This window comes from Serratia sp. TSA_130.1, from assembly GCF_052691795.1.
In genome coordinates, this window is record NZ_JBQZFS010000001.1 from 988,280 (window position 1) to 1,001,350 (window position 13,071).

Sequence of the window (13,071 nt, forward strand, 5' to 3'; positions counted from 1 at the left end):
GCTCCTTAGGGCAACAGACCTTTGACGTCGATCGGTTTGGCTTCGTTTTCGGCTTCGCCTTTGGCTTTGCCGTCAATCGCCATACCGGCCATCCGGTAGAAGTTATATTCCGGATATTTACCCGGCCCCGAGATCAACAGATCTTCTTTTTCGTACACCAGATCCTGACGCTTGTACTCACCCAGTTCGAAATCCGGCGTCAGCTGGATAGCGGTAGTCGGGCAAGCCTCTTCGCACAGGCCACAGAAGATGCAGCGCGAGAAGTTGATGCGGAAGAACTCCGGATACCAACGGCCGTCTTTCTGTTCCGCTTTTTGCAGCGAGATACAGCCGACCGGGCAGGCAACCGCACACAGGTTACAGGCGACGCAGCGCTCTTCGCCGTCCGGATCGCGCGTCAGCACGATGCGGCCGCGGTAGCGCGGCGGCAGGTAAACCGGTTCTTCCGGGTACATCTGGGTTTCACGCTTGGCGAAGGCATGCATGCCAATCATCCAAATGCTGCGCACCTGGGTGCCGAAACCAACCACTAACTCTTTCAATGTCATGGTTTATTCACCCCTTATTGAGCGTTGTACAAAATGACCGCGGCGGTTGCCAGCAGGTTCAGCAGCGTCAGCGGCAGGCACACTTTCCAGCCGAAAGACATCACCTGGTCATAACGCGGACGCGGCAGCGCGGCGCGGATCAGGATGAACATCATCATGAAGAAGGCCGTTTTCAACGCGAACCAGATGAATGGCGGCAGGAACGGACCCTGCCAGCCGCCGAAGAACAACGTCACAATCAGGGCGGACACGGTGACGATACCGATGTATTCCCCCACGAAGAACAGACCGAACTTCATGCCGGAATATTCGATGTGGTAACCGTCAGCCAGTTCCTGCTCGGCTTCCGGCTGGTCAAACGGGTGACGGTGACACACCGCCACGCCGGCGATCGCGAAGGTCACGAAGCCGAAGAACTGCGGAATGACGTTCCAGACGTGCGCCTGCGATTCAACGATAGCCTGCATGTTGAACGAACCCGCCTGCATCACCACGCCCATCAGCGACAGGCCGATGAACACTTCGTAGCTCAGGGTTTGCGCAGAAGCGCGCATCGCGCCCAACAGCGAGTATTTGTTGTTGCTCGACCAGCCGGCGAACAGCACGGCGTACACCGCCAGGCCGGCCATCATCAGGAAGAACAGAATACCGATGTTGAGATCGGACACCGCCCAGGTCGGGCTGACCGGTACGATGGCAAATGCCAGCAACAGGGAAGTAAAGGCGATCATCGGCGCCAGGGTGAAGATCACCCGGTCGGAGAATCTCGGCACCCAGTCTTCCTTGAAGAACATTTTGATCATGTCGGCGACCAGCTGCAGCGAGCCGCCCCAGCCTACGCGGTTCGGTCCGTAACGGTTCTGGAACAGGCCGAGCAGGCGGCGTTCGCCGAAGCTCATGAACGCCCCGCACGCCACGACCACCAACAGGATCACGACCGCTTTAAGAACGGCGATCAGAATGTCGATCACCTCAGGGGTAAACCAGCTCATCGTGCCGCCTCCCGCAGATTGTCTACCTTAGCACCCACCAAGATCGGCGGGATCCCTGGCAAGCCGAGCGGCAAACCAACCTGGCCCTGGGTCAGGGTTTCACTCAGACGCACCGGCAGACGCAAGGTCTGGCCCGCACAGCTGAACTCCACCAGGCTGCCCGCGTTGACGCCAAGCGTCGCCGCGTCGGCCGGGTTGACCATAACGTAGGCTTCCGGCATGCGCTGCTGGATCACGTGAGAGCGCTGCGACATTTCATCGCTGCCGAACAGGTGGTAGTAAGGCGCGACACGCCAGCCGTCGTTCGGATTGAAGGCGGCTGGCACGCGGTCGAAGTAACCGAGGCTGCCCTCCCCCGCTTCGATCAGGCGCACGCCCGGATCGCCGTGGCGCAATTTGCCGCCCACTTCAGCCTGGAACTTGTTCCATGCTTGCGGTGAGTTCCAGCCTGGCGCCCAGGCGAACGGGATCTGCTGACGATCGGCCAGCGGGCTGTTGTTCCCTTCCATCGAGAAGGCGAACATGGTGTCTTTATCCTGCGGCTGACGCGGCTCGTGCACGCTGATGTTGGCGCGCATGGCGGTACGGCCGCTGGAACGGTGCGGCGAACGCGCCAGCTTCTGACCGCGAATGCGGAAAGTCGCGTCCGGCGCGGCATCGACGATGCCCTGCAGCTGCGGCAACGCGGCGACGCAAGCGGCGATCACGTCATCGAGCTGAGTCCAGTCCACATGGCGGCTGGTGTAGGTGGAGTGCAGCGAGTGCATCCAGCGCCAGCTTTCCAGCATCACAGTGAACTGATTCTTCTTGGCGTCGTCGTAGTAAGCCGGATCGTATACCTGGAAGAAGCGCTGCGCGCGGCCTTCCTGGTTGATCAGCGTACCGTCGCTCTCGGCAAAGCTGGCCGAGGAGAGGATCAGGTTGGCTTTGTCCATGATCGCGGTGCGCTGGTGATCGGCGACGATCAGGTTATTGACCTTGGCCAACGCTGCGTCCACCTGCGCCGCCGGCGCATGGCGATAGAGATCGTTTTCCATCACGATGGCGGTATCGGCTGCGCCGCTCGCCAGCTGTTCCAGCGCCTGATCGAGCGAACCGCCGCCGATCATCGCCAGGCCCATGCTGTTGGCGGCGCCCGCCACGAAGGTGATGCCGACGTCGGAACCGCGGCCCTTCAACGCTTTGGCGATGTTGGCCGCCGCTTCGATGATGGCTTCGCTGCCGGCGTTGCTGCCGGTAATGATCAGCGGTTTGCGTGCGCCGGTCAGCGCCTGCACGATGATGTCGACTTTCTTGTTCAGGCCATCGGCCAGATCGTTCACCGCCGGCGCTGCGCTATCCAGCGCGTGCGCGATGGCGAAGCCAAAGCGCGCCTGCTCGTCTACCGGCGCGCGGTAGTTCCAGGCGGCGATGTCGTCCAGGCGGGTGTTGTCGACGTTGGTGGTGAACAGCGGGTACTTGGCGTGCTGGCCGATGTTCTGCACCGCCGCGATCTGCCAGTCGGCAACGCGCTGCGCCGCCGCCATCGCGCGGGCTTTACCCTTGACGGCCTGACGCACGGACAGCGCGATGCGCGCGCCGGTTTGCGTCAGGTCTTCGCCCAGCACCAGCACCGCGTCGTAATCTTCGATCTCACGCAGCGCCGGCGTATGAACGCCGCCGTTCTTCAGCACGTTCAGCATCAGCGCCAGGCGTGATTGCTCCGCCTGAGCGATACCGGTGTAGTAGTTCTCGGCGCCGACCAGCTCGCGCAACGCGAAGTTGCTTTCCAGGCTGGCGCGCGGGGAGCCGATGCCGATGGTTTTCTGCGCCTGACGCAGGATGTCCGCCGCGCCCTGCATCGCCTGCTCGGCGTTCAGGGTTATCCAGTCGTCGCCGCGCAGCTGCTGCGGTTGACGCGGACGATCTTTCTGGTTGACGTAGCCGTAACCGAAACGGCCGCGGTCGCACAGGAAGTAGTGGTTCACGCTGCCGTTGTAACGGTTTTCGATACGGCGCAGCTCGCCATAGCGCTCGCCCGGGCTGGTGTTACAGCCGATGCTGCACTGCTGGCAAATGCTCGGCGCGAACTGCATGTCCCATTTACGGTTGTAGCGTTCGGAGTGCGTTTTGTCGGTGAAGACGCCGGTCGGGCACACTTCCACCAGGTTGCCGGAGAACTCGCTTTCCAGCGTGCCGCTTTCCGGGCGACCGAAGTAGACGTTGTCGTGCGCGCCGTACACGCCGAAGTCGGTGCCGTCCGCATAGTCTTTGTAGTAACGCACGCAGCGATAGCAGGCGATGCAGCGGTTCATCTCGTGTGAGATAAACGGCCCCAGCTCCTGGTTGTTGTGGGTGCGCTTGGTGAAGCGGTAGCGACGGAAGCTGTGGCCGGTCATTACCGTCATATCCTGCAGGTGACAGTTACCGCCTTCCTCACAGACCGGGCAATCGTGCGGGTGGTTGGTCATCAACCACTCGACCACGCTTTCACGGAACTGCTTCGCTTCGCCGTCATCGATGGAGATGAAGGTGCCATCGGATGCCGGGGTCATACAGGACATCACCAAACGGCCGCGCGTATCTTCCGCGTTTTGGTATTGCTTTACCGCACATTGGCGGCAAGCGCCGACGCTTCCCAGCGCCGGATGCCAGCAAAAGTAAGGAATATCAAGGCCGAGGGAGAGACAAGCCTGCAGCAGGTTGTCCGCTCCGTCTACCTCATACTCTTTGCCGTCTACATGAATCGTAGCCATAGTCAGCATGCTTCCAAGTGGCCTGCCTTGCGGCAGGCGTTAATCAAAAATTCTGGCCGTGTTCGGGCGAGTCGGCTTACCAGCGTTGCTTCAGCAGATTGTTCGGCTGAATGCCGCCAATCGCATGCGCGTTGCCGAAGTGCTGCACGGCGATACCCGCCTCGAACTCTTCACGGAAATATTTAATCGCGCTTTGCAGTGGCTCTACGGCACCTGGCGCGTGGGCGCAGAAGGTTTTGCCCGGGCCGAGGGAACGGCACAGCTGTTCGAGGGTTTCGATATCCCCCGGCTGCCCTTCGCCGTTTTCCAACGCACGCAGGATCTTCACGCTCCACGGCAGGCCATCTCGGCAAGGCGTACACCAGCCGCAGGACTCGCGGGCGAAGAACTCTTCCAGGTTACGCACCAGCGGCACCATGCCGATCTCGTGGTCTACCGCCATCGCCAACGCGGTGCCGAGACGGCTGCCGGCTTTGCCGATCGCGCCGTATTCCATCGGCAGATCGAGGTGATCGGCGGTCAGGAAGTCGGTGCCCGCGCCGCCCGGCTGCCAGGCTTTGAAACGCAGACCGTCGCGCATGCCGCCGGCGTAATCTTCCAGGATTTCGCGCGCGGTGGTGCCGAACGGCAGCTCCCAGACGCCCGGATTTTTCACCCGGCCGGAGAAGCCCATCAGCTTGGTGCCTTTGTCTTCACTGCCGGAGATGCCGGTGTACCACTCCACGCCGTTCGCCAAAATGGCCGGCACGTTGCACAACGTTTCGACGTTGTTGACGCAGGTCGGCTTGCCCCAGACGCCGGCGCTGGCCGGGAATGGCGGCTTGGAACGCGGGTTGGCGCGGCGGCCTTCCAGCGAGTTGATCAGCGCGGTTTCTTCACCGCAGATGTAACGGCCGGCGCCGGTGTGGACGATCAGCTCGAAATCAAACCCGGTGCCGAGAATGTTCTTGCCCAGATAGCCGGCTTCGGTGGCTTCCGCGATGGCGCGACGCAGGTGCGCCGCCGCTTCGATGTACTCGCCGCGCAGGAAGATGTACCCGCGGTAGGCTTTCAGCGCGAACGCGGAGATCAGCATGCCTTCCACCAGCAGGTGCGGCAGCTGCTCCATCAGCAGGCGGTCTTTATAGGTGCCCGGCTCCATCTCATCGGCGTTACACAGCAGGTAACGGATGTTCATGGATTCATCCTTCGGCATCAGGCTCCACTTCAAACCGGTGGAGAAGCCCGCGCCGCCGCGGCCCTTCAGCCCGGAATCTTTCACCAGGCCGACGATCTCGTCCGGGGCCAGGCCTTTGAGGGCCTTCTCTGCGCCGGCATAGCCGTTTTTGCTGCGGTATTCGTCCAGCCACAGCGGCTGCTTGTCATCACGCAGACGCCAGGTCAGCGGATGCGTTTCGGGAGTGCGTACAATGTGCTTGGTCATTGATACTGCTCCAGTAGCGTCTCGATATCTTCAGGCTTCAGCTGACTGTGCGTGTCGTCATCAATCATCATGGTCGGCCCTTTATCGCAGTTGCCCAGACAGCAGGTCGGCAGCAGCGTGAAGCGGCCATCAAAGGTGGTTTGACCCGGTTTGATGTTCAGCTTCTTCTCGATAGCGGCCTGAATGCCCTGGTAACCGGTGATGTGACAAACAACGCTGTCACAATAACGGATCACGTGACGTCCTACTGGCTGACGGAAAATCTGGCTGTAGAACGTGGCCACGCCTTCTACGTCGCTGGCGGGGATGCCCAGCACTTCCGCGATGGCGTAAATCGCACCGTCCGGAACCCAGCCGCGCTGCTTCTGCACAATTTTCAGTGCTTCGATGGAAGCGGCGCGCGGATCCTCGTAATGGTGCTTTTCGTGCTCGATCGCATCACGTTCTTGCGCGCTCAGTACAAATGCATCAACGCCGCTCTGAGGAGCGGCTGCATTGATGGGCTCGAGCGCATCGTTGACTGCGTGATTGTCTTTTTGAGAGTCCATAGTTAGCGGTCCACATCTGACATTACAAAATCGATACTACCCAGATAGACGATCAGGTCGGAAACCAGGCTGCCTCGGATGACCGATGGGATCTGCTGCAGGTGCGCAAAGCTCGGCGTACGTACCCGGGTGCGGTAGCTCATGGTGCTGCCGTCGCTGGTCAGGTAGTAGCTGTTGATCCCTTTGGTGGCTTCAATCATCTGGAATGATTCGTTGGCTGGCATCACCGGGCCCCAGGAAACCTGCAGGAAGTGGGTGATCAGCGTTTCAATGTGCTGCAGCGTGCGCTCTTTCGGCGGCGGCGTGGTCAGCGGGTGATCGGCCTTGAACGGGCCTTCCGGCATATTGTTCAGGCACTGTTCGAGGATGCGCAGGCTCTGGCGCAGCTCTTCCACCTTCAGCATCACGCGGGTGTAGCAGTCGCTGTTGCCGTCGCCGACCGGCACTTCGAAGTCGAAGTTCTCGTAGCCGGAGTACGGGCGCCATTTACGCACGTCGAACTCGACGCCGGTGGCGCGCAGACCGGCACCGGTCACGCCCCATTCCAGCGCTTCTTTGGCGTTGTAAGACGCGACGCCGATGGAACGGCCTTTCAGAATGCTGTTCTTCAGCGCCGCTTTCACGTAGGAATCCAGACGCTTCGGCATCCATTCGAGGAATTCACGCAGCAGGCGATCCCAGCCGCGCGGCAGATCGTGCGCGACGCCGCCGATACGGAACCAGGCCGGGTGCATACGGAAGCCGGTGATCGCTTCCACCAGATCGTAGATCTTCTGGCGGTCGGTAAAGGCGAAGAACACCGGGGTCATCGCGCCGACGTCCTGAATGAAGGTGGAGATGTACAGCAGGTGGCTGTTGATGCGGAACAGTTCGGACAGCATCACGCGAATGGTGTCAACGCGCTCCGGCACCTTGATGCCGGCCAGCTTTTCAACCGCCAGCACGTAAGGCATTTCGTTCACGCAGCCGCCGAGGTATTCGATGCGGTCGGTGTACGGAATGTAGCTGTGCCAGGATTGACGCTCGCCCATCTTCTCAGCGCCGCGGTGGTGATAGCCGATATCCGGCACGCAGTCGACGATCTCTTCGCCGTCCAGCTGCAGAATGATGCGGAACGCACCGTGCGCAGACGGGTGGTTCGGGCCGAGGTTGAGGAACATGAAGTCTTCGTTCTCGGTGCCGCGCTTCATGCCCCAGTCTTCCGGTTTGAAGGTCAGCGCTTCCATCTCCAGATCTTCTTTCTGCTTGGTCAACACGAAAGGATCGAATTCGGTGGCGCGCGCCGGGTAGTCCTTGCGCAGCGGGTGCCCTTCCCAGGTCTGCGGCATCATGATGCGCGACAGGTGCGGGTGGCCGTCGAAGGTGATGCCGAACATTTCCCAGGTCTCGCGCTCATACCAGTTGGCGTTTGGGAACACCTTGGTGGCCGTCGGCACGTGCAGGTCTTTTTCAGACAGCGCCACCTTCAGCATGATGTCGCGGTTGCGCTCGATGGAAATCAGATGGTAGAAAACGGAGAAATCCGCAGCGGGCAGGCCGTCGCGGTGGGTGCGAAGACGTTCGTCCACGCCATGCAGATCGAACAGCATGACATACGGCTTCGGCTGTTTTCTCAGGAACGTCATTACTTCCAGTAACTGGTCAGGTTTAACCCATACCACGGGCATGCCGGTGCGGGTGGCCTGAACAGTAAAGGCTTCCGGCCCAAAACGGTTGCGCAGTTCGCCGATCACCGGGTCGTCAAGGTGATCTCGGGTCTGCCAGGCAGGCAAGGCGTCGTGCGTCGTCAAATCTGTCATAATTTTTTTTCACCACACTAAAGGGTTATTCGCCGCAAGTTTCACTTTTCGCTGTGTTAACCAATAGCGCACTAAGATGGACGTTAAATGAACGTCTTAAATCTCGTCAGGCGTCCGGAGGTTGGTCACCGCGATGCGCTCGCCGTGTTTACGCTCTCTTTCAGACTGCATATTGGCGCGGTAAACGCCCTGATCGCCGACAACCCACGACAGTGGGCGACGTTCTTTGCCGATGGATTCCTGCAGCAGCATCAGCGCTTGCATGTAGGCTTCCGGACGCGGTGGGCAGCCGGGAATGTACACGTCGACCGGCAGGAACTTGTCCACGCCCTGCACCACGGAATAGATGTCGTACATGCCGCCGGAGTTGGCGCAAGCGCCCATCGAGATCACCCACTTGGGTTCCAGCATCTGCTCGTACAGACGTTGGATGACCGGGGCCATCTTGGTGAAGCAGGTGCCGGCCACCACCATCAGGTCAGCCTGACGCGGGGAGGCGCGCAACACTTCCGCACCGAAACGCGCCACGTCGTGAACGGCGGTAAACGACGTCACCATCTCCACGTAACAGCACGAAAGGCCGAAGTTATACGGCCAAATAGAGTTTTTACGCCCCCAGTTCACCATGTCATGCAGCGCATGCTCGAGTTTACCCATGTAAACCGTGCGGTGGACCTGTTGTTCCAGGGGATCGGCGACGATCTCCTGTTTTTGCAGGGGATAACGGTCGTTCTCACCGTTCGGGTCTATGCGGGTGAGCGTATAGTCCATCTTAATGCCTCGCTGTTACTGCGGATGACTGTTGGTGTTAGTGATCGTGCTCGGTTTGCTGCGGCGTTGGGAACGCGCCGGAGTCCAATCCAACGCGCCGATGCGCACCAGATAAACCAGACCGGCCAATAGCACCAAAATGAAAATGGCGGCTTCGATAAAGCCTACCCAGCCGCTCTCGCGAATCGAGACCGACCAGGCATACAGGTATAAGGCTTCAACGTCGAAAATAACGAAGAACATGGCCACCAGGTAGAACTTGGCGGACAAACGCATGCGCGCCGTGCCGACCGAGTCGATGCCTGATTCAAACGGGGTGTGTTTGGCGCGCGCCCGGGCTCTCCCGCCCAAGAAGAACGCGCCCAGCAGCATTAAGCCGCAGAGCCCGATAGCCACAACGAGAAATACGGCGAGCGCCCAGTGATGAGCGATAACTTCAGTGGTTGTTGACATACTCTATGCTTACTCATCAAAAGTGGCGTCGATCGCACTGCTCTTGTCACCGGCAGTTAGTGCGCCACATCGATTTAAGGGAAGGATAAATAACCACACAAACAAACTGCTTTTACAGCGAGTTAGGCAGCGTTTTTCTGTGGGCTTTTTACTCCTTTCTATAACCTTTTGTCAACTTTGACAAAAGTATCTACACACTAGTTTACATACGTATCATTTGATTAACATTTGATGCGCCAGGGACAGGCTAAATCGTGTCAGTTAATTTTTGTGTAGAAACAGATAGATATAAACCAACATGCACATTTCAGTTTTACTATACCATTGTCTCAGGAATTCCCTGTTCTTCCACTCACTACCTAGGGGTATTTTTTTGATCCAGGACACGTTTTCAGCATAAATCCTCAAAAAAAGTGTGGCCCTTTAACAATTTTCCTCAAATTGAGCCGCAAAAACGGCCGCTATAAGCTAACAAAATAACCCTGCTATTACCATGCCTTTAACCCATTCAATCTTATTGCTCAAAAAACGAACTTAGCGTATTAAACCCGGCCAAACTCTCTTTTCAGTAACGCTTAAAAGTTAACAAAACATCCAACTCAATTAAAAAAACAAACCAAACACATATAAATACAATTTTAGGTAAAAAAAGGACAAAAAAAACCTCCGCCGAAGCAGAGGTTTTCATCAGATATCGCGCCGCAGCGTTATTCTTCTTCGTCCACCAGGCTGGCGTCATCCTGATCGCTCTGGAGACCGCCTTCCGCGCCGTTGAAGCCATAGCCGTCATTGCCGCCCTGCATCGCGCTAAAGATGGCCATCGCCAGCTCGTTGCTGCACTGCGCGTTTTTGCACAGCGCATACTGGGTATCCGGCAACGGCGGCAAACCTTCCGCCGCGCCCAGCACCCGCAGGTCAGGGCTCATCATCTCGATCGGCCGCGCGGTCACGCCCAGGCCGGCCTTGCAAGCCGCCCGCACCGCGGACAGCGTGGAAGCGACGTAGGCGATGCGCCACGGGATGCCGGCTTCGTCCAACTGCTTGATCGCCAGCGAACGGAACGGGCTTGGCTCGTCCATCACCACCAGCGGGATCGGCTCGCCGGCCTGGTAATGGTAATCGGCGGCGCAGTACCACAACGTCGGCGACGTGCGCAGCACGATGTGCGGATGCCCTTCGGGATCGGCCGTGGTCACCGCCAGATCGATCTCGCCCTCTTCCAGCAGATCGACCATCGTCGTGCTGCGCTTCACGCGCACGTCAATAGCCAGCTTCGGATAGATGGCGGTTACGCGGTTCAGCAGGAAAGGCAGAATGGTATCGGCGGTGTCGTCGGAAGCGCCGATGGTCAGAACACCTTTAATATTGTTGTACATCAGAGAGGTACAGGCTTCATCGTTAAAGCGCAGGATTTTTCTGGCATAACCGAGAAGCTGAATACCATGCTCAGTCAGAAGTTTGTTGCGCCCATGGCGGGCAAACAGTTCTTTGCCGACCAGTTGCTCTAATCGCTGCATTTGTTGGCTGACGGCTGATTGAGTACGGCAAACGGCGACAGCCGCCGCTGCGAAAGTATTCAAATCAGCAACCGCAACAAAGGTTCTTAGCAGATCGAGGTCGAGATTAAGTATCGGACGATTTGCAGTTGTCATAGTGTATTCTTCACTTTTTTAAATTCTAATTTACGAACTACTACCCTGGTGTGTTTCTCAGACGCCGTTGAAAAAGGACGGAGCCTGTTATGACAGTACCCCACTCATAAGTGGAGGGCAAAAAAATTACTTATGATTCGTTACCTCTATCGCTTTTTGAAATGCGATCTATCGATGCTGCTTATAGAACGCGGGGGACTAAATGCCGGCATACGGGGAAAACCCCCACCGGGCCTGAGATTTTACTCATTCATACTGCCTAATTTCCACTCCATTCGTGCTACTGATAACCCTTATCAACTGGCGTTCAGACTGCATTTACGAGCAAGAAATATAAATAATTAACGGCACCGACTTCGTGTCACCACGCAATGAATTTAATAAATTCAATCAGTAAGATTTTTACTTTAAATAATATTCTCATAACCACATAAACAATGCTTAAGATAAAATATAAAGTAAAGCTTATGTAAATATGCCATTTTTCTTAGTGTGGTGTGTCATCTGACAACCCGCTATCAGACAACTCCGGTATTATCGTTCCTTTACAGTTACTGAAAACCATTCTCCCTTATGGCTTATCAGTTCTCCACACCCAAGCGCTGACGCCAGCGCGTCGCGTTGAACGACGCTCGATTTCACAGAACAAAACCCTAGTAAAATTATAGTTCATGAAATTATGAACCACAAAATAACTTTACCTTTGCTTATCATAACTAAAATCCCCCGTTACGACATGCATTTGCACCAAAGGCGTGCAAAACCCTTCAAAAGCAACTACGCCAGGAGTACATTGGGCGGGTTGCGGCGTCCCACGGTAGGAGCGCCCCTATCCCAGCAAAAGGCTCAACTTTTTATGTCCCCCATTGAGAAATCCAGCAAACTGGACAACGTCTGCTATGACATTCGCGGCCCGGTGCTTAAAGAAGCTAAACGTCTTGAAGAAGAAGGCAATAAAGTCCTGAAACTGAACATCGGCAACCCTGCCCCGTTCGGCTTCGACGCCCCGGACGAAATCCTGGTCGACGTGATCCGCAATCTGCCCACGGCGCAAGGCTACTCCGATTCCAAAGGCCTCTTCTCGGCGCGTAAAGCGATCATGCAGCACTATCAGGCGCGCAACATGCGTGACGTGACCGTTGAGGATATCTACATTGGCAACGGCGTCTCCGAGCTGATCGTTCAGTCCATGCAGGCGCTGCTCAACAGCGGCGACGAAATGCTGGTGCCGGCGCCGGACTATCCGCTGTGGACCGCCGCAGTGTCGCTGTCCGGCGGCAAGGCCGTACATTACCTGTGCGATGAGCAGGCCGGCTGGTTCCCGGATCTGGACGACATCATCAGCAAGATCACCCCGCGCACCCGCGGCATCGTGATCATCAACCCGAACAACCCGACCGGTGCGGTCTACAGCAAAGCGCTGCTTGAGCAGATCGTCGAGATCGCCCGTCAACACAACCTGATCATCTTCGCCGACGAGATCTACGACAAGATCCTGTACGACGAAGCAGAGCACCACTCGATCGCCGCGCTGGCGCCGGATCTGCTGACCGTGACCTTCAACGGCCTGTCGAAGACCTACCGCGTGGCGGGCTTCCGCCAGGGCTGGATGGTACTGAACGGGCCGAAAAAGCACGCCAAAGGTTATATCGAAGGGCTGGAGATGCTGGCTTCGATGCGCCTGTGCGCCAACGTGCCGATGCAGCACGCGATTCAGACCGCGCTGGGCGGTTATCAGAGCATCAGCGAATTCATTCAGCCCGGCGGCCGCCTGTACGAACAGCGCAACCGCACCTGGGAATTACTCAACGACATCCCGGGCGTCTCTTGCGTGAAGCCGCAGGGCGCGTTGTACATGTTCCCGCTCATCGATGCCAAACGCTTCAACATCCATGACGACCAGAAGCTGGTGCTGGATCTGTTGCTGCAGGAAAAAGTGCTGCTGGTGCAGGGCTCCGCGTTCAACTGGCCTTACCCCGATCACGTGCGCATCGTCACCCTGCCGCGCGTAGACGAACTGGAAATGGCGGTCGGCAAGCTGGGCCGCTTCCTGGAAGGCTATCACCAATAATCATCAGGGGCGCAGCGCCTCGCTGCGCCCTTCCCTCACAGCCCGGTTGCAAAATTCGCCGACACTGCTTCACAATGGG

Annotated in this window: 10 protein-coding genes; 1 reads left to right on the plus strand and 9 read right to left on the minus strand. The window is 57.7% G+C overall.

Going from position 1 to position 13,071, the window contains the following annotated elements; genetic code table 11:
- Nucleotides 1-5: 5 nt before the first annotated feature.
- From nuoI to lrhA, 9 genes are all read right to left on the minus strand, one after another.
- Complete coding sequence (gene nuoI / locus ACUTQY_RS04555) at nt 6-548, minus strand: NADH-quinone oxidoreductase subunit NuoI (RefSeq protein ID WP_025160170.1); 543 nt, start codon at nt 546-548, stop codon at nt 6-8.
- A 14-nt stretch (nt 549-562) separates the two neighbouring features.
- A complete protein-coding gene (gene nuoH / locus ACUTQY_RS04560) occupies nt 563-1,540 on the minus strand; it encodes an NADH-quinone oxidoreductase subunit NuoH (protein WP_033643858.1) in 978 nt (325 codons plus the stop codon).
- Nucleotides 1,537-4,275, minus strand: a complete 2,739-nt coding sequence (gene nuoG, locus ACUTQY_RS04565; protein WP_046688522.1) for an NADH-quinone oxidoreductase subunit NuoG — start codon at nt 4,273-4,275, stop codon at nt 1,537-1,539. The genes nuoH and nuoG overlap by 4 nt, the downstream gene beginning before the upstream one ends.
- A 76-nt stretch (nt 4,276-4,351) precedes the next feature.
- On the minus strand, nt 4,352-5,698 hold the full coding sequence (gene nuoF / locus ACUTQY_RS04570) for an NADH-quinone oxidoreductase subunit NuoF (RefSeq protein WP_015378579.1): 1,347 nt from the start codon (nt 5,696-5,698) through the stop codon (nt 4,352-4,354).
- A complete protein-coding gene (gene nuoE, locus ACUTQY_RS04575) occupies nt 5,695-6,246 on the minus strand; it encodes an NADH-quinone oxidoreductase subunit NuoE (protein WP_046687546.1) in 552 nt (183 codons plus the stop codon). Before nuoE ends, nuoF begins: the two co-directional genes overlap by 4 nt.
- Before the next feature lie 2 nt (nt 6,247-6,248).
- Complete coding sequence (gene nuoC, locus ACUTQY_RS04580; protein ID WP_033651942.1) at nt 6,249-8,045, minus strand: NADH-quinone oxidoreductase subunit C/D; 1,797 nt, start codon at nt 8,043-8,045, stop codon at nt 6,249-6,251.
- A gap of 96 nt (nt 8,046-8,141) precedes the next feature.
- Nucleotides 8,142-8,816, minus strand: a complete 675-nt coding sequence (locus tag ACUTQY_RS04585) for a NuoB/complex I 20 kDa subunit family protein (protein WP_004936039.1) — start codon at nt 8,814-8,816, stop codon at nt 8,142-8,144.
- 15 nt (nt 8,817-8,831) lie between these two features.
- Nucleotides 8,832-9,269: an NADH-quinone oxidoreductase subunit NuoA gene (nuoA, locus tag ACUTQY_RS04590; protein ID WP_004936040.1), complete on the minus strand. Its 438-nt coding sequence runs from the start codon at nt 9,267-9,269 to the stop codon at nt 8,832-8,834.
- A gap of 707 nt (nt 9,270-9,976) precedes the next feature.
- On the minus strand, nt 9,977-10,921 hold the full coding sequence (lrhA, locus tag ACUTQY_RS04595; protein ID WP_033643860.1) for a transcriptional regulator LrhA: 945 nt from the start codon (nt 10,919-10,921) through the stop codon (nt 9,977-9,979).
- An 856-nt stretch (nt 10,922-11,777) separates the two neighbouring features.
- On the opposite strand from lrhA, the gene ACUTQY_RS04600 reads away from it, so the two are divergent.
- Nucleotides 11,778-12,992, plus strand: a complete 1,215-nt coding sequence (locus tag ACUTQY_RS04600; protein WP_342188151.1) for a pyridoxal phosphate-dependent aminotransferase — start codon at nt 11,778-11,780, stop codon at nt 12,990-12,992.
- The last annotated feature ends 79 nt before the right edge of the window (nt 12,993-13,071 follow it).